The organism is Piscibacillus salipiscarius JCM 13188 (assembly GCF_001311865.1).
Classification (GTDB): domain Bacteria; phylum Bacillota; class Bacilli; order Bacillales; family Alkalibacillaceae; genus Piscibacillus; species Piscibacillus salipiscarius.
Genome location: NZ_BBCD01000029.1, coordinates 20,065 through 36,871 on the forward strand (window position 1 = coordinate 20,065; position 16,807 = coordinate 36,871).

Sequence of the window (16,807 nt, forward strand, 5' to 3'; positions counted from 1 at the left end):
AAACCAGATTAGAATGGTTTTGGCTATATATGAATATGGGTATAGTATTAACATCTATTACGAAAGGAGTGTCACCCATGGGTTTAATATTATATTTAATTGTCGGTGGCTTAATCGGCTGGATTGCAGGATTAATGCTAGGCGGTGTACCTGGAGGAATTATTGGTAATATTGTAGCTGGAATTATTGGTGCATGGATCGGCGAATCTTTATTCGGTGCACTTGGCCCTGTAATCATGGGAATCCCTATCATTTCAGCTATATTAGGTGCCTTAATTTTTGTCGCGATCCTAAGTATTGTACTTAAAATGATTAAACGATAACTTCTTATACTAGGCTTTTGCGACTCATTTCGCAAAAGCTTTTCTCATCCTAGACGCTATTATAATGCATATCAATTGAAATTTACTAATAAATATCAAACAATAAAACCATATATTTCAAAAAAAAGAAAGGTGTCGCAAGTATGACATTACAACTAAGTGTATTAGATCAATCACCTCTTCTTCAAGGTCATAATGAACAAGATGCTTTAGCTCAGACGATTGCATTAGCCAAACATGTAGATCAATTAGGATATAACGTTTTTGGATGAGTGAGCACCATAGCACTAAAAGTTTAGCAGGATCTGCTCCAGAAATCCTTGTATCAGCTGTGGCAGCTCAAACTAAATATATTCGAGTCGGGACAGGTGGCGTTTTATTACCACATTACACACCCTATAAAGTCGCTGAAACGTTTCGAGTGTTAGAAGGGCTTTACCCTGGTCGAATTGATTTAGGCATAGGGCGAGCTCCAGGTGGAATGCCAGGGGTGAACTATGCTTTAAACAGAGGACAATATCCCGATGTACAGACTTACCCGACTCAAGTTTCTCATTTGATTGACTATATAATTGGAGGCTCCCCTGAAGGCTATGAAGTAAAAGCAACTCCTCTAGGTGAAACCGTTCCGCCAATTCATATGCTGGGATCAAGTGGCGGCAGTGCATCCGTTGCTGGACAGCTAGGTACTGGCTATACGTTTGCGCAATTTATCAATGGTGATGGCCACCCTGCAGCGATTGATCGGTATTATAATAGTTTTATTCCATCTGAATTAATGAAAAAACCTCACGCTAGCGTGGCTGTATTTGTGGTGGTTGGAGAAACAGAGGAAGAAGCTGAGTTCTTCGCTTCTAGCCTGGATTATGCCTTATTAACTCTTGCACAAGGTAAAGTTCGTAAATACTTCCCTTCACCAGAAGAAGCAAGTCAAAACAAGTACAATATGTATGAACAAGAAGCTATTCGTGATAATCGTAAGCGAATGGTTGTCGGTGATGTTAAAAGTGTTAAACAACAACTTGAGTCATTAGCTGAAACATTCAAAGTAAATGAAATTATGATTAATTGTATCGTTAGCCCTTTTGAACGTCGATTAGAATCATACACAAAGTTAGCAAAGGCGTTAAATTATAAGCTTTGTTAAAGGATTCAAAATCAATTACAAAACTTTAACAGAGCTCATTAATAAGGAGTGTTTAACATGTTAGCTTTTGATCATTTAGTTATTTTTTCAAACGATCCAAAGCGACATCAAGAGATTTTCTCCTCATCCCATAAACAAGTAGGCGTCCCTGGCGGAAAGCATGATCACTGGGGTACGTTTAACCACTTAGCTTTTTATCAAAACAATGCTTATGTCGAATGGCTAGGTATTGATGATGAAAGCAAGGCTAAGCGTTCAGATAACCCACTTATCCAACATGCTTATCATGCGTACGCGCATGAACAAGAAGGGCCGATTCAATTTGCGTTAAGAGTTGATGATATTAGTCAATACCAAGAGCATTTCGATGAATTAGGAATTGAGTACAAGGGGCCCTTCCCAGGAAAACGGACGCGTCCAGACGGAACAAACCTTGAATGGAAAATGCTTTTTCCAAAATATGATTTCAATTTAGAACCTCTACCCTTCTTAATTGAATGGAGTGGTGAAGGAAACAAACCGTTAGATGAGAAGGACATGAACCCTAGTGAATTTAATCAAGTCATCATTTATTCACCAAACCCTAACGATTTTGTAGAACGACTAATATCCATCTATCAGCTAAATGATCAAAAGCTACAAGAAGAGTTTAAATGGCCGCTAGATAATGGAAATTTGGTCGTCAAACAAGGGAATGGTTTGGAAGCTCGGTTTAAGTTTAATTTAATAAAATTCAAATCATCTTACTAAGGCCTCAATATGGAGGTCTTTTTATTTTTAATCAATTTATTTCTGATGTCGAAATATTCTTTTGCCGAAGTATCCAATATGGTATAATACGATTAATTGAAAGAATATTTTGAGTTTAGAGGAGGCCTACATATGAGTCAAACAACATACCCAGTTGTCTGGGATTTAGACGTCTTTTTTAAAGGTGGCAGTGAATCACCACAGTTACGCCAGCACTTAGATGAAACTAAATCACGCGTTCGTACATTTGCGAATGAGTTAAAATCATTTGATACGCCTACTTCTGCTTCAGATGCTAGTGTAGTAGCAGAAAAGCTTGAAGAGGTAGCAGATTTATTACAACATGTCAGCCAAGCAGGAGCGTTCGTTAGCTGTTTAGAGGCGCAAGATATGAGTGACCAAAAGCAAGTGCACTTCGTAGTGAAATCACAGAGATCAACGCTCTATTCGGTTCATCTTTTAATGTACTTAAACAAAAATTAGCCAAAACTGAAGATCAAGTTTGGGACACGATGCTTGAACATGAGAACCTAAGTCAACTTCAATTTGTTTTAAATGAGTGGCGAAATCAAGCTAAAGAGCAGCTATCTGAAGATGAAGAAGCTTTAATCTCAGCTCTAGCAGTTGATGGTTATCACGCTTGGGGTCAAATGTATAATACCATCGTTGGGCGTATGACCGTGAAGGTAAATGGTGAGGAACTTTCTGTTGGACAAGCGAATAATTTATTGTCACATGAAGACCCGTCCATTCGTAAAGAAGCTTATGAGAAATTAGAAGCAGCTTGGAAAGAAAATGATAGCCTTTTTGCTAAAAACGTTAAATCATTTAGCTGGTTTCCGTTTAAGTACTTATCAGAAGCGCGGCTGGAACAATGTATTAAAAGAGCCACTTGAGATTAATCGTATGAAACAAGAAACGTTAGATGCTATGTGGGGTGCAATCTCTAAGAATAAAGAGCCATTCGTTGACTTCCTATATCGCAAAGCTAAGATTTTAGGAAAAGATAAGCTAGAATGGTATGACCTTTCAGCATCTACACAAACAGATAAAAAGAAGCTTTCCTATGACGAAGGTGCTGAGTTTATTCTAAAGCACTTTGAGCAGTTTAGTCCGAAGATGGCAAGCTTTTCTAAACGCGCGTTTGAAGAAGCTTGGATTGAAGCTGAAGATCGCCCCGGAAAACGTCCTGGCGGCTTCTGTACTGGTTTTCCTTTAAGCCAGCAGTCACGTATTTTCATGACTTATAGTGGTTCGATGTCAAATGTCGCAACATTAGCTCACGAGTTAGGACATGCATTTCACTCATTCGCACTCAAAGACATTCATCCGTTGAACCGCCGTTATGCGATGAACGTTGCTGAGACAGCTTCAACTTTTGCAGAAATGATCGTAGCGGACGCATCTGTTAAAGAAGCAAATTCTGATGAACAGAAGATTGCTCTTTTAGAAGACAAGCTTCAAAGAAGTGTTGCCTTCTTTATGAATATCCATTCTCGTTTCTTATTCGAAACACGCTTTTATGAAGAACGCAAAAATGGTTTTGTTCCGGCAAGTCGATTAAATGAATTAACAGATCAAGCTCAGCGTGAGGCTTATCATGATGCGGTTAACTCAACAAGTCCTAGCTACTGGTCTAACAAACTACATTTCCATATTACGGGTGTACCGTTCTACAACTTCCCGTATACATTCGGGTACCTGTTCTCGTTAAGCATTTATGCTAAAGCACTCGAAGAAGGCACAAATTACGAAGATCAGTACATGGCACTATTACGTGACACTGCCGTGATGAGCGTTGAAGATCTTGCAATGAAACATTTAGGAGAAGATATTACGAAGGAGTCATTCTGGGAAAAAGGAATTGAGCTTTGTAAGAACGATGTGAAGGAATACTTAAGCTTAACTGAATAAATATAGGATTAAGGCCGGTTAATGCCGGCCTTTTTCTTGTGGTTATATGATGCTTGAGTTGACATATTCGGCCTGTTTTTTGAGTTTATCGGCCTGTTTTCTAAAAGTTACGGCCCTTTTTTTAATTTTTAACGGCCCCTTTTTTGGAAGTTACGGCCTGTTTTTGAATTTTATCGGCCCCTTTTAAAAAATATTCGGCCTGTTTCCTAGCGGGGAGGATTATTATTTAATCGGTCGGTTTTTCAGTTTTATCGTTCAGTTTTCGAAAATTATCAATCAGTTTTTCAGATATATCAGTCGTTTTTTCAAAATATCGGTTAGTTTTTAAAATTTATCAGTCACTTTGTTAATTCCTTGCTGACTTAATTCAGTCTTTACATTCTTTTCATAATAAACAAATGGCTCTTTATAATGACCATGCGATTCTGACGTTACGTACGAATAGCCTGCTTTCTCAAACAAACGTAATGCTGCTTGATTTGAACCATTCGTATCAGTTCTTAAAGACGGGACACCTCGTTGTAACGCCAACTGATCCGCATATTGATAAAAAGCTAACCCAATCCCGCGCAGTCGAGCCTCTGGATCTACAGCCAGTCGCTTCATACATAGATAAGGTTTTTGTGAGATGTTCCAAGCGATTTCGTCATATTCATGATGCCCTTCACCACTGATGCATGCCGCACCTAGTACGATTCCACCATTTTCGTACACATATAATTGTCCATTATGTAAATCATCCTCGTAATGCTTCCTTGTTGGATACGTCTCATCCCACTGGTCATTGCCTTCTTGAGTCATTAGTTGTTTAGCCCGATTGACTAATGTCTGTATTCGATCTAAATCCTCGCTCCGTCCTTTACGTATCATGTTGCCACCTCTTTCTTTAATCAAATTTTACTTGAATACAATAAGTCATTCAATCGATTGACATTCAAACCACCATTGAATATAATATATTCAAACGAACATTTGAATGAAAGAGGTCTGTTTTAATGAAACTTCCAAATTGTACGTCTGATGTAACTGAAGAAGAACTGCAGCATGTTTATACATCACTTAATCAAGTGCCGATTAAGTCAGTTAGTCAGCTTTTCAAAGTATTAAGTGACGAAACACGAGTAAAAATAGCACACGCTCTAACTATTCAAGAAGAATTATGCGTTTGTGATGTGGCTGCTATCACCGACACTTCTGTTGCGAGTGCTTCCCATCATTTACGCACACTAAAAAATATGGTTTAGCTAAGATAAGAAAAGGTGGTAAAAACGTTTATTATTCGCTCGATGACCATCACGTTCGTGACTTGATAAAAGTTGCAATCGAGCACCAGGAGGAACTGGAGGAATAGATTATGGGAGAACAAGAACAAAGCTTTTACGTTCAAGGCATGTCTTGCGCTAATTGTGCTAAGACGTTTGAAAACAATGTTAAAGAGATTTCAACTGTCAAAAATGCCAACGTTAACTTTGGTGCATCTAAAGTTACAGTTGAAGGTTCAGCGTCTATTGATGAACTTGAACGAGCCGGATCTTTTGAAAACTTAACCGTGACCCAAGAATATGAAGAAACACCTCAAAAATCTTTTTGGGGATTATGTTAAAGAAAATGGCAATGTTGTTGGCTCACTCGTCTTATTAGCATTAGGTATTGCGCTTTTCTTTCAACTTGGTGAAGAGCATCCTATCACCATCGGGGCATTTATTGCTTCCATTGTCTTAGGTGGACATCGCCTCTTTATAGCTGGTTTTCAAAATTTAATTAAACTAAGGTTTGATATGAAGACGTTGATGACGATTGCAGTCATTGGGGCAGCATTAATCGGGGAATGGATTGAAGGTGCTGCTGTTGTGATCTTGTTTGCGATTAGCGAGGCTCTTGAGTCCTACTCCATGGATCAGGCGAGGAATTCAATCAAATCATTAATGGGCATCGCACCCAAAACCGCTAACGTTATAAGAGACGGTCAGATACAAGAAATTAGTGTTGATGACATACGAGTTGATGATATCGTGATCGTTAAGCCAGGCGAGAAAATTCCTGTCGATGGTGTGGTATCAAAAGGGGAATCATCCATTAACCAAGCATCGATTACAGGAGAGTCCGTACCCGTTTATAAAGGACTGGATGATGAAGTCTTTGCAGGAACCCTTAATGAGGAAGGTTATTTAGAAGTTAGAACGACAAAATTAGTTAAGGACACGACTTTAGCTAAAATCATTCATTTAGTAGAAGAAGCTCAAAATGAAAAAGCACCTGCCCAACAATTCGTGGATCGTTTTGCTGCATACTATACACCAGTCATTATGTTAATTGCTTTAGGTGTAGCCATTATTCCGCCCCTGTTTTTGGGGGCAGGCTTTGAAACTTGGTTATACCAAGGGCTAGCTGTATTAGTCGTTGGTTGTCCTTGTGCCTTAGTCGTTTCAACGCCAGTAGCCATTGTAACAGCAATCGGAAGCGCTGCTCGTAATGGTGTTTTAATAAAAGGTGGTGCATACTTAGAATCCCTAGGACATATTGATGCTATTGCTTTTGATAAAACAGGCACGATTACAAAAGGTGAACCTGTCGTACAACATTACCAAAATCTATCTAATAAAAGTGATGAAGAATTATTTTCAATTGCAAGCAGCCTAGAACAGAAATCGCAGCATCCATTAGCAAAAGCTGTCGTCCATTATGCTGAGCGATTTAACCTCAAGCATTATGACGTTGAAGAGTTTCATTCACAAACAGGTAAAGGTATTATAGGATCGATTAACGAAACCACTTATCAGATTGGCAGTCCTAGTATGTTTGGAGAATTAAGCTCATCCATTCAAAGTGAAGTCGCAAATCTTCAAGAAGATGGGAACACGGTGATTTTAGTCGAGGAAAACAACTCAGTTATTGGGATTATTGCAATTGCAGATGCAGTACGTGACATGTCCAAACAGATGATTAAAGATATTCATACATTAGGCATGAAACACTCGATTTTATTAACAGGTGATAACGACAGGACAGCACAATCGATCACTGAGCAAGTTGGTATTAAAGAATACCTTTCAAATCTTTTACCTAAAGATAAACAAACCCAGATTAAACAGCTTAGCCAAAAGTACGGTAAAGTCGCTATGGTTGGTGATGGAGTCAATGATGCTCCAGCCTTAGCAACAGCAGATGTCGGAATCGCAATGGGAAGCGCCGGTACAGACACTGCACTCGAAACGGCTGACATTGCCTTAATGGGAGACGATTTAAATAAGCTTCCTTTTACTGTACGTCTAAGCAGGCGAACCTTAAACATTATCAAACAGAACATTGGGTTTGCTTTAGGTTTGAAAGTATTAGCTCTCTTACTCGTCATTCCGGGGTGGCTAACACTTTGGATTGCCATTTAGCAGATATGGGAGCCACCTTACTTGTGACACTGAATGCTTTGAGGTTGATTAGGAATCAAAAGGAACCAAAGTAAAAGTAAGCAATATCTAGGTTTAAATCATAAGGGGTGTACAACTTGAAAAGAATCGTGATTTTAATGACCTTAAGCCTATCTATTATAATTTCTGGTTGTTCAAAAGAGCCATTAATCACTGAAGAATACTCGGTTATGCAGGTGTACATGGATGAAAAACTCATATACGAAACCAAAGATCAAGAGGAAATTGATGACGCCATTCATCAAATCAATACAGAATCACGAGAAACTACCTACGAGATGTCACTCCTTGAACCGGATGGGAAGATTATCTTTAAAAATAATCAAGAAGTTTAACCGTCCACTTATATGAAAGTGGTTCAATAACGATTAATGAATATCTTGTTAATACTTCATTCGAGTTCCTTAATAAATAGATTAATTAACGCTATTTTTAAAAAAAGATGAAACTAGCCATACATAGCTAGTTTCATCTTTTTTAATACTCTTTTTCTTCCCCGGCTTTTTTAGAAGTATCTGTTTCAAGGTCATTTTCTTCAACCTTTTCATACTCATCTAACTTTCCAACCTCTTGAACACTCCTATTCGTTTTTCGGGAACCAAATTTGTGGGAAGCTGTACCGTACACACCCATTCCACCTAATTTTATATTAATATCTTCTTGGTACTGCTCTTCTTTATCATCCATAATAGAACCACCTTAGGAATTATTAATCAATCATATTATTCGAGTGTATCTTAACAAATATACGTTGATTCTAAAGAAGGGCAAATTTTAAACTTTGATTGAATTGATGATGTTAGTCACTTCATTTACAAATGTTTTCATGTCATCTTCACTGCCGATTGAAATTCTTAAGTAGTCTTCTAGATTTTCAAAAAAACGAATGTATATCTCTTGTTGTTTCAAGGTTTCATATAACTCTTTTGCAGTTATTTTAGTTGGCTTAACAAACAAGAAATTTGTTTGAGATGGAATCACCTCAAACTCTAAATGTTCAAGCTCTTGCTTGGTCCATTCTCGAGTTTCAATGATTTGATTTAATGTTTGATCATAATATATATCATCTTTCATTGCTGCTTCAGCACCAGCCAAAGTTATGCGATTGATCGTGTAAGAGTTAAATGAGTTTTTAATTCGTTCAAGCCCTTCAATAAGTTCTGAACTTCCAATGGCATAACCTAAACGAATGCCAGCTAATGCATGTGACTTTGATAACGTGCGCGTAATAAGAACATTGGGATATTTTTTAGTCAATGGAACAGCCGTATCAGCACCAAAATCCACATAAGCTTCATCGATGATTATGACTTGATTTGGATTACGCTTAATAATAGACTCAACCTCATTCAAGTTTAAAGCGATCCCAGTTGGTGCATTGGGATTTGGAAATATGACTCCACCAATGGACTCACACATACCCTCTACATCTATTGAAAAATCATCTTTTAAAGGAACTGTTTGATAGGGAATATCATAAAGCTTTGCATAAACTGGATAGAAACTATACGTGATCTCTGGAAACTTAATGGCTTCATTCGGCTCAAAAAAACGCTTGAAACGCAAAAGCCAACACTTCATCTGAGCCATTACCGACAAATACATTTTCAGGTTCTATGTCTTCCCTTTTTGCAATGACTTTCCTAAGCGAATCCACAGTCGGACTCGGATATTTTCTTAAGTCATCGTTAACTGCGAATTGCATCGCTTCCAAAGCTTTGGGTGATGGTGGATAGGGATTTTCATTAGTATTCAGCTTTATTACATTGGTTTCATTTGGCTGCTCACCAGGTACATATGGCTTCGTTTTTCGAACCGTACTGCTCCAGAACTTACTCATGTTTAGTCCCCTTTCATTCTCTTCGTTAACTCTTCTTTCACACGTTCTACAGGTAAATCTTTTTCAGCTAACAATACAAGAATGTGGTAAGTTAAATCCGCGATTTCCATAGCCAGATTTTCATTGTCATTATTTTTCGCACCAATAATGACTTCACTCGATTCCTCGCCGACTTTCTTTAAAATCTTATCGATCCCTTCATCGAATAAATAGTTCGTATAAGACCCTTCCTTAGGATTATCACGTCGATCTTTAACCGCTTTGTATACATGATGCACGACTTCACGACTGAACGCCGGCTCCTCTCCTAAATCGATGTCACGGTAAAAACAGCTTCGCTCTCCCGTATGACATGCAGCTCCTATTTGCTCAACTTGAAGCAAAATCGTATCTTGGTCGCAGTCATAGCTCATGTTTTTGACGGTTTGAGTGTTTCCAGATGTAGCACCCTTTTTCCAAAGTTCTTGCCTGCTTCGGCTATAAAACCATGATGACTTCGTTTCTTTCGTTTTTGCAAAGCCTCTTCATTCATATAAGCAAGCATTAACACTTCGCCAGTTTTATAATCTTGAACAATCGCCGGGATTAATCCTTCTTCATTAAATTTAAATTCCATTAAATCACCCTAACCTTATTGGTAAACCTTCATTAGATAAATATTGCTTTAGTTCTTTTATTTCAATTTCACCAAAATGAAAAACGGAAGCTGCTAGAGCCGCATCGGCGCCTTTCTTTAGAACGTCACAAAAGTGCTCTTTCTTCCCTGCTCCACCCGAGGCAATAACAGGGACGTTAACAATTGTGCCAACTGACGCGTAACTTCTACGTTATAGCCTGTTTTGACACCGTCTGCATTCATGACATTAAGCACAATTTCTCCAGCACCACGCTCGACGCCTTCTTTAGCCCAATCAAAAAGCCTTAAGCCTGTATCTTTACGTCCTCCTTGGACAAACACTCTCCATTTACCATCAATCAACTTCGTATCAATCGATAGCACTACGCATTGGTTGCCAAACCACCCTGCCGCTTCATTAATTAAGTTAGGATTTTTCACAGCTGCACTGTTAATAGAAACTTTATCAGCACCAGCATTTAGAACGGTACGAAAATCCTCAGTGGTCGCAATTCCGCCTCCCACTGTAAATGGAATGTGAACCTCTTCTGCAACTTGCTTAACTACGTCTAGAAATATAGACCGCTTTTCATAAGAAGCTGTAATGTCATAAAACACAAGCTCATCTACACCAAGTTCGCTATATCTTTTACCCAACTCAACTGGATCATCAACATCTCGAATATTTTGGAATTGCGTTCCTTTAACGACGCGGCCGTCACGTACATCTAAACAAGGAATAATTCGTTTAGCTAACATTAAACTTCCTCCATTACAGCTTTCAAATCGATTCTTCCTTCATATAACGCTTTTCCAATAATAGCCCCGTAAATGCCCATTCCACTTAAAGCTTGGATATCATCCATACTTGTGACGCCACCTGAGGCAATCACATCTATGGACGTGGCGTCATTCATATAATTTAATTCTTGTAAATTAGGACCTTGTAGCATTCCGTCCTTTGAGATATCTGTATAAACAATGGTTTGAACACCTGCACCCTCTAATTCTTTTACGAAATCAAGTGCTCTTAAAGTGGATGTCTCTGTCCAGCCATCAGTTGCCACATAGCCGTCTCTAGCATCCACTGACACTACTACTTGTTCACCGAAGTGTTCCACAGAACGTTTAACGAAATCAGGCTCTTTCACAGCAGCTGTACCTAGAATCACACGTTTCACTCCAATTTCGAGTAGTTCTACGATTCTAGCATCAGTTCGAATACCACCACCAACTTGGATCGGCACCTCAACTTCTTGAACAATTTGTTTGATGACCTCTAAGTTATTGGAAGGATTACCTTTAGCTGCATCTAAATCTACGATGTGTAAGTATGTGGCTCCTTCGTTCACCCAGCGCCTCGCCATTTCTACCGGATTTCCGTACTGAGTTTCTTGGTCATAGTCACCTTGTAATAGCCGAACACTTTGCTGATTTCTAATATCAATTGCTGGAAATATATTCACGAGTCACCATCTCCCCGAAGTTTTTTTAAGAGCTGCATCCCGACTTTAGAACTCTTCTCTGGGTGGAATTGCATGCCAATGATTTGTTCTCTCATCACTGCTGATGTAAACATTTGACCATAATCAGTGGAGAACAGAATATCCTTTGCTTCTTTTGGCTTTGCGAAAAAGAATGAACAAAATAGACATAATCCCTATCCTGAATACTCCTAGTCATAGGATGTTTCCTGTAATGATTAGCTATTTCAAGCTCGTTCCAACCCATATGAGGAACTTTTAAATCTGGTTTAAATTCAACAATCTCACCAGGTATTAACCCTAATCCAGTGTGCTCACCGTGCTCATAGCTTCGATCAAATAACAACTGCATTCCTAAACATATCCCAAGCAGTGGTTTACCCAAAGCCACTTCCTCTACTATTTTGTGATCAAACCCTTTTTCTCGTAACTCATTCATAGCGTGACCAAACGCGCCAACACCTGGCAAAATCATTCCTTTAGCTTCAACTAAATCATCTGGATTGTCAGTTATATAAGAATCTAGCTCTAAAAGGTCAAGGGCGTGCTTCACATTTTTTTAAGTTACCTGCGCCGTAATCAATAATGGCAATCATGATAACGTCCCTTTCGTTGATGGTACCTCTCCGTCAGGATTTACGATCATCAATGCATCATTTAACACCCTGCCAAACCCTTTAAAAATTGACTCTATGATGTGGTGACTATTTTGGCCGTGAATTAATTTAATGTGTAACGTAATTCCTGCTTGATTAACGAAGGCACGGAAAAATTCTTCAACGAGTTCTGTATCAAAGTTACCGACTTTCTCTGGTAAACCATTCACATCAAAAACTAAATAAGGACGATTGGAGACATCAACTGATACTAAACTTAATGATTCATCCATTGGTGTGAAATCAGATGCATAGCGTTTAATGCCTTTCTTATCTCCAATTGCTTCTTTTAATGCTTGACCTAAAACGATGCCGACATCTTCAACCGTATGATGCTGATCAACATTTAAATCGCCACTCGCTTTCACATTAAGCCCAAACTGTCCGTGCGCCGCAAATAGCGTCAACATATGATTAAAGAAGCCAACCCCAGTGTCAATGGCAGCTTGAATTGAATCATCAATGGTTAAACTTAAATCGATTTTTGTTTCCGTAGTATCACGTTTAATCGTTGCTTGTCGCATCGTTTCACCTCTCCTTATTCAAACCGTTTACGTATGGAAGCTCCATGGCCATCTAGCCCCTCTTCGTCAGCAAATCGTTCAATCTTATTTGCCGCTTCACGTAGAGCATCTTGATCATAATGAATAACACTCGATTTTTTCATAAAATCATATACGCCAAGTGGTGATGAAAACTTCGCTGTACCATTGGTTGGAAGCGTATGGTTAGGGCCAGCCCAATAATCTCCTAATGGTTCTGGTGAATATTCTCCTAAAAATATAGCTCCAGCATTTCTCACACTACTTAATTTTTCAAATGGATTCCTAACGAGTAATTCTAAGTGCTCTGGAGCAAGTTCATTAACTAGGTCAAATCCAACTTGGAGATCAGAGACGACATATATAGCACCTTGATTAAATAGTGAATGCTGCAATATATGTTTTCGCGTTCTTTCTTCCATTTGTCTATTAACCTCATCTTTAACGTTAGTTGCAACCTGGTGTGAATCTGTGACTAAGATTGCAGAAGCCATTTCATCGTGCTCAGCTTGTGCAATTAAGTCGGCTGCAATCAAGGTAGGATTTGCCGTTTTATCAGCAACGACACACACCTCACTCGGTCCAGCAATCATATCAATCCCAACATCTCCAAAGACATATTTTTTAGCGCGGGCGACAAAAGCGTTACCTGGCCCAGTAATTTTATAAACAGGTTTTAGATGTTTGATTCCATATGCTAGTGTTGCAATCCCATGAGCACCACCGACTTTTAGAATTTGAGTCGCTCCAGCAAGCTTAGACGCAGCAATGGTTAACGGGTTAACTTTTCCGTCTGCTCCAACCGGCGTTGTGACGATGATCTCATTGGCTCCAGCTACTTTTGCAGGTACTACATTCATTAAAACGGTAGAAGGGTATACAGCCTTTCCACCCGGCACATAGATACCTACACGTTCTATAGGGGTCACCTGTTGACCTAACCAAACACCTGAGGCTTCATGGTGGTACCACGATTTTTCTTTCTGAAGGGCATGGTACTTCTCAATATTGGCTTTTGCCTCTTCTAATAGTTTAATAAAATTAGGATCAACCGTTTCTAATGCTGCTTGAATCTCTTCGTCACTCACGATGATTGAGTCAACTTCTGCCCCATCAAGCTCTTTTATATAATTTAATACTGCAGGTTCGCCATTTAGTTTAATGTCATCTACGATAGATTGAACCTTTTCATCAATGTCTGTTAAATCTTGGCTTTCTCTTTGCTTTCGTGCTCTTGCGATTTGGTTAAGGTCATTATAAGTAATCTGTTGGATTTGCATATTGCTCACCCTTTCGTAACGGTTAAGGTCTCTTTAATTTTCTGGACAAGTGGTAAAAGTTCTTGACTCTTTGTTTTATAACTTGCCTTATTAACAACTAACCTAGCACTGATCGGGTACATATGCTCTAACACATCAAGACCGTTCTCTTTTAACGTACGCCCAGTTTCAACGATATCGACAATGACATCAGAAAGACCAACAAGTGGCGCTAGTTCAACAGAACCGTTTAATTTAATTGTTTCGATTTGTCTTCCTTTTTCCTGAAAAAACATCGTTGTCACTCTTGGATACTTTGTTGCAACAGATAGTTTTACAGCCTGATTTAAGTCAAAGCCCTTCTTACCTGCAACGGCGAATTGACAAGTTCCGAAACCTAAATCAACGAGTTCAAACACATTTGCATTTGCTTCAAGTAACGTATCCTTTCCCGCTATGCCGAGATCGGCTGCTCCATTTTCAACATAAGTCGCCACATCTAATGCTTTAACTAATATAATTTCATATTGCTCGCAATCACTTGGTAAAATAAGCTTTCGGCTATCTTCTTCATAGGCAGAAAAACGGATGCCAGCTTCTTTAAAAAATGTTTATACTTTCATCCGCTAGCCTTCCTTTTGTGAGAGCAATTTTAACCTTCGCCATAGCGCCGTTCACCTACCTTACTTATTAAATCTTCTTGTGTATGGAATGTTTGCTCTTCAGTACCATATTTGATAACTTTTTGATCTAAATCAACCATGACCGAACTGTCTTGATTGCTAAACAAATCGACAATCCACCCTTGTTCTCTTAGAATGCGTGCTAAATTGAATGATTTCGTTTTATCCTCGCTATTAATTGAGAGCTTTAAGTTCTCGTTTTCAAGCTGAACACCTTGCTGTGTTAATACATCTATTAATTGATCAATATAGACGCCAAATCCGATTGCATCAACTTTTAAACCAAATTCTTCCGTTAAATGATCATACCGCCCGCCTTGAATAACTGAACGTCCAAAGTTTTCAACGAATCCTTGGAACATTATACCCGTGTAATAGTTCAATTGATTAACGAGTCCTAAATCAACCGAAATAAAGTTAGATAATCCAAGTTTGTCTAGCTGATCGACTACCCATTCTAAATCTTTTATAGAATCTAACATGCCATGATTAAATGAAAGTTCTTTAGCTCTATTAAAAACCTCCCGAGGTTCCCCAAAAAGGTTAGTTAAATTTAGAAGAACTTGCTTAACTCGATCATCAACACCGTTTTTAGTCAGTACCGCTTCAAGTTCAAATTCATTTTTTGTTCTAGTTTTTGCTGAATTTCCCTTTGAACTTGGTTTGGTAATTCAACCTCTTTCATCAGTGACTGGAAAAAGCTTGCCTGACCTAAATCAATTTGAAGATATTTTAGTCCTGTAGCCTTTAACGATTCGATTGCAAGTGAAATCATCTCAACATCGATATACAAATCCTTATTGCCAAAGCACTCTACCCCTAACTGTGTGAAAGACCTTGAAAATACATCTGAGTCACCATTTGCATCCTAAAGATATTTGTGACATATGATAGTTTTTCAAATTTAACCGGATCTTTTGAATTCGCCACCATTCGCGCAATCGGAATCGTTGCATCTGGACGCAAGACAAGAATCTTTCCGTCATGATCAATTAACTTAATCATTTGATCTGTATCCATTGTTCCTGGCATATTCATAAACAGGTCGTAGTATTCAAAAGTAGGCGTTTGAATTGGCTTAAACCCGTGTAATTTAGTTACTCGATTGATTTGATCGGTAACATATTCTTTTTTTTCGTAATCATTGGAGTATAAATCGGCGACACCTTGTGGTAATTGTTTTCCGAAATTCATCACTAACTCCCTTTATCACTCTATTTGTTTATCACTTTATCAGATTAAAGTTATTGTTTATTATTTTAATGTCTGTACATCAGTCTGTCAACCTATTAGAATAAGATTTAAGATTAAAAGAGAGGAAGATCGATATGCACGATTTTCATATGCATTCTACTTTTTCAGCAGATTGTGATGCCCCTATGGAAAAGATGGCTGATGCAGCTGTTAGAAAAGGCTTAACGTCTATCTGTTTTACAGACCATATTGATTATGATTATCCAGACCCATCCATTGTGTTTGACGTCAATTTAGATGAATATGCTAAGGCTCATAAGGCAGTTCATGATCAATTTTCTGGAAAACTAGATATTCGAAAAGGTATTGAACTTGGGATTCAGCCTCATTTAGTTAAACCATATAATGAATTAACAAAGGAACAAATTTTGATTTATTATTCTCTCCATGCATTCAACTGACGGTAAGGACTTGCATTCTGGGAATCTGTTTAAGGATTGCACATTACACGAGGCGTACGACAAGTATTACACGGAGCTTTTGGATTGTGTGAAGCAATTTGAGGCATTCAGTATATTAGGTCATCTCGACTTAGTGACTCGTTATAAATTTGAAGATGGCGTTCACCACTTCCACGACGTGATAGAGGAAATTTTTAGAACGATCATTCCACGTGGACAAGGGATTGAGATTAACACGTCAGGTTACAAGTATAATATGAACCGCCTTTTACCCAGTCGAGATATACTAGAATTATACAAACAAATGGGCGGTGAAATCATCACAGTTGGCTCTGATGCGCACAGACCTGAACGTGTTGGAGACCGAATTGATGAAGCATACGACTTGCTCAAGGATATAGGTTTTAATTATGTCACAACGTTTAAAGAACGAAAGCCAGAATTTCATAAACTATAAAAAGTAGCGAATATATGATCTATAGTGGGGAATAAATTGATGAAACTGGCGAATAA

At 38.5% G+C, this 16,807-nt stretch carries 16 protein-coding genes and 7 pseudogenes; 10 read left to right on the forward strand and 13 right to left on the reverse strand.

Going from position 1 to position 16,807, the window contains the following annotated elements; genetic code table 11:
- Positions 1-77 precede the first annotated feature (77 nt).
- From JCM13188_RS15310 to JCM13188_RS15325, 5 genes and pseudogenes are all read left to right on the forward strand, one after another.
- The gene (locus tag JCM13188_RS15310; RefSeq protein WP_054754816.1) at positions 78-323 is read left to right on the forward strand and encodes a GlsB/YeaQ/YmgE family stress response membrane protein; all 246 of its coding nucleotides are present in this window, start codon (positions 78-80) and stop codon (positions 321-323) included.
- Positions 324-466: 143 nt separating this feature from the next.
- Positions 467-595: a hypothetical protein gene (locus JCM13188_RS21450; protein WP_369405086.1), complete on the forward strand. Its 129-nt coding sequence runs from the start codon at positions 467-469 to the stop codon at positions 593-595.
- Complete coding sequence (locus JCM13188_RS15315) at positions 592-1,470, forward strand: LLM class flavin-dependent oxidoreductase (RefSeq protein ID WP_369405087.1); 879 nt, start codon at positions 592-594, stop codon at positions 1,468-1,470. The genes JCM13188_RS21450 and JCM13188_RS15315 overlap by 4 nt, the downstream gene beginning before the upstream one ends.
- A 57-nt stretch (positions 1,471-1,527) precedes the next feature.
- Positions 1,528-2,220: a VOC family protein gene (locus JCM13188_RS15320; RefSeq protein ID WP_054754817.1), complete on the forward strand. Its 693-nt coding sequence runs from the start codon at positions 1,528-1,530 to the stop codon at positions 2,218-2,220.
- A gap of 132 nt (positions 2,221-2,352) precedes the next feature.
- Positions 2,353-4,134, forward strand: a pseudogene (locus tag JCM13188_RS15325) (M3 family oligoendopeptidase).
- A gap of 324 nt (positions 4,135-4,458) precedes the next feature.
- Here the strand turns inward: JCM13188_RS15325 and JCM13188_RS15330 are convergent.
- Positions 4,459-5,004, reverse strand: coding sequence for a GNAT family N-acetyltransferase (locus JCM13188_RS15330; protein WP_054754818.1), 546 nt, complete (start codon positions 5,002-5,004; stop codon positions 4,459-4,461).
- 125 nt (positions 5,005-5,129) lie between these two features.
- Here JCM13188_RS15330 and JCM13188_RS15335 point away from each other — a divergent pair.
- The 3 genes and pseudogenes from JCM13188_RS15335 (at position 5,130) to JCM13188_RS15345 (ending at position 7,894) form a co-directional block, all read left to right on the forward strand.
- A pseudogene (locus tag JCM13188_RS15335) lies at positions 5,130-5,485 on the forward strand (ArsR/SmtB family transcription factor).
- Positions 5,486-5,488: 3 nt separating this feature from the next.
- Positions 5,489-7,594, forward strand: a pseudogene (locus tag JCM13188_RS15340) (heavy metal translocating P-type ATPase).
- Between the two features lie 42 nt (positions 7,595-7,636).
- Entirely contained in the window at positions 7,637-7,894 is a 258-nt protein-coding gene (locus tag JCM13188_RS15345; RefSeq protein ID WP_054754819.1) for a hypothetical protein, read from the forward strand.
- Between the two features lie 142 nt (positions 7,895-8,036).
- Here JCM13188_RS15345 and JCM13188_RS15350 read toward each other — a convergent pair whose 3' ends face one another.
- From JCM13188_RS15350 to JCM13188_RS15405, 12 genes and pseudogenes are all read right to left on the reverse strand, one after another.
- Positions 8,037-8,246, reverse strand: a complete 210-nt coding sequence (locus JCM13188_RS15350; protein WP_054754820.1) for a hypothetical protein — start codon at positions 8,244-8,246, stop codon at positions 8,037-8,039.
- An 87-nt stretch (positions 8,247-8,333) separates the two neighbouring features.
- The gene (locus JCM13188_RS15355) at positions 8,334-9,125 is read right to left on the reverse strand and encodes a pyridoxal phosphate-dependent aminotransferase (RefSeq protein WP_369405088.1); all 792 of its coding nucleotides are present in this window, start codon (positions 9,123-9,125) and stop codon (positions 8,334-8,336) included.
- Positions 9,103-9,399, reverse strand: coding sequence for an aminotransferase class I/II-fold pyridoxal phosphate-dependent enzyme (locus tag JCM13188_RS21455; protein WP_369405089.1), 297 nt, complete (start codon positions 9,397-9,399; stop codon positions 9,103-9,105). Before JCM13188_RS21455 ends, JCM13188_RS15355 begins: the two co-directional genes overlap by 23 nt.
- A 2-nt stretch (positions 9,400-9,401) precedes the next feature.
- Positions 9,402-10,015 (reverse strand): annotated as a pseudogene (gene hisIE / locus JCM13188_RS15360) (bifunctional phosphoribosyl-AMP cyclohydrolase/phosphoribosyl-ATP diphosphatase HisIE).
- Between the two features lie 4 nt (positions 10,016-10,019).
- Positions 10,020-10,774, reverse strand: a pseudogene (gene hisF / locus JCM13188_RS15365) (imidazole glycerol phosphate synthase subunit HisF).
- Complete coding sequence (gene hisA, locus JCM13188_RS15370; protein ID WP_054754821.1) at positions 10,774-11,481, reverse strand: 1-(5-phosphoribosyl)-5-[(5-phosphoribosylamino)methylideneamino]imidazole-4-carboxamide isomerase; 708 nt, start codon at positions 11,479-11,481, stop codon at positions 10,774-10,776. The pseudogene hisF and the gene hisA overlap by 1 nt, the downstream one beginning before the upstream one ends.
- Positions 11,478-12,095 (reverse strand): annotated as a pseudogene (hisH, locus tag JCM13188_RS15375) (imidazole glycerol phosphate synthase subunit HisH). The gene hisA and the pseudogene hisH overlap by 4 nt, the downstream one beginning before the upstream one ends.
- A complete protein-coding gene (gene hisB, locus JCM13188_RS15380; protein ID WP_054754822.1) occupies positions 12,092-12,679 on the reverse strand; it encodes an imidazoleglycerol-phosphate dehydratase HisB in 588 nt (195 codons plus the stop codon). The pseudogene hisH and the gene hisB overlap by 4 nt, the downstream one beginning before the upstream one ends.
- Before the next feature lie 14 nt (positions 12,680-12,693).
- Positions 12,694-13,977, reverse strand: coding sequence for a histidinol dehydrogenase (hisD, locus tag JCM13188_RS15385; RefSeq protein WP_054754823.1), 1,284 nt, complete (start codon positions 13,975-13,977; stop codon positions 12,694-12,696).
- A gap of 5 nt (positions 13,978-13,982) precedes the next feature.
- Entirely contained in the window at positions 13,983-14,546 is a 564-nt protein-coding gene (hisG, locus tag JCM13188_RS15390; protein WP_369405093.1) for an ATP phosphoribosyltransferase, read from the reverse strand.
- Between the two features lie 62 nt (positions 14,547-14,608).
- Positions 14,609-15,432, reverse strand: a pseudogene (locus JCM13188_RS15395) (ATP phosphoribosyltransferase regulatory subunit).
- Between the two features lie 26 nt (positions 15,433-15,458).
- Entirely contained in the window at positions 15,459-15,833 is a 375-nt protein-coding gene (locus tag JCM13188_RS15405) for an ATP phosphoribosyltransferase regulatory subunit (RefSeq protein ID WP_054754826.1), read from the reverse strand.
- A 134-nt stretch (positions 15,834-15,967) separates the two neighbouring features.
- Between JCM13188_RS15405 and JCM13188_RS19705 the strand changes: the two genes are divergently transcribed.
- Positions 15,968-16,294 carry a PHP domain-containing protein gene (locus tag JCM13188_RS19705; protein ID WP_279401962.1) on the forward strand — a complete coding sequence of 109 codons (327 nt, stop codon included), beginning with the start codon at positions 15,968-15,970 and terminating at the stop codon, positions 16,292-16,294.
- Positions 16,281-16,751: a PHP domain-containing protein gene (locus JCM13188_RS19710; protein ID WP_279401963.1), complete on the forward strand. Its 471-nt coding sequence runs from the start codon at positions 16,281-16,283 to the stop codon at positions 16,749-16,751. The genes JCM13188_RS19705 and JCM13188_RS19710 overlap by 14 nt, the downstream gene beginning before the upstream one ends.
- The last annotated feature ends 56 nt before the right edge of the window (positions 16,752-16,807 follow it).

Bases quoted from the DNA above. Each gene is read 5' to 3' on its own strand.
- hisD (WP_054754823.1), bottom strand. From the start codon at position 13,977: ATGCAAATCCAACAGATTACTTATAATGACCTTAACCAAATCGCAAGA.
- JCM13188_RS15320 (WP_054754817.1), top strand. From the start codon at position 1,528: ATGTTAGCTTTTGATCATTTAGTTATTTTTTCAAACGATCCAAAGCGA.
- JCM13188_RS19705 (WP_279401962.1), top strand. From the start codon at position 15,968: ATGCACGATTTTCATATGCATTCTACTTTTTCAGCAGATTGTGATGCC.
- JCM13188_RS15405 (WP_054754826.1), bottom strand. From the start codon at position 15,833: ATGAATTTCGGAAAACAATTACCACAAGGTGTCGCCGATTTATACTCC.
- JCM13188_RS19710 (WP_279401963.1), top strand. From the start codon at position 16,281: ATGCATTCAACTGACGGTAAGGACTTGCATTCTGGGAATCTGTTTAAG.
- hisB (WP_054754822.1), bottom strand. From the start codon at position 12,679: ATGCGACAAGCAACGATTAAACGTGATACTACGGAAACAAAAATCGAT.
- JCM13188_RS15330 (WP_054754818.1), bottom strand. From the start codon at position 5,004: ATGATACGTAAAGGACGGAGCGAGGATTTAGATCGAATACAGACATTA.
- JCM13188_RS15315 (WP_369405087.1), top strand. From the start codon at position 592: ATGAGTGAGCACCATAGCACTAAAAGTTTAGCAGGATCTGCTCCAGAA.
- JCM13188_RS15350 (WP_054754820.1), bottom strand. From the start codon at position 8,246: ATGGATGATAAAGAAGAGCAGTACCAAGAAGATATTAATATAAAATTA.
- JCM13188_RS21450 (WP_369405086.1), top strand. From the start codon at position 467: ATGACATTACAACTAAGTGTATTAGATCAATCACCTCTTCTTCAAGGT.
- JCM13188_RS21455 (WP_369405089.1), bottom strand. From the start codon at position 9,399: ATGAGTAAGTTCTGGAGCAGTACGGTTCGAAAAACGAAGCCATATGTA.
- JCM13188_RS15310 (WP_054754816.1), top strand. From the start codon at position 78: ATGGGTTTAATATTATATTTAATTGTCGGTGGCTTAATCGGCTGGATT.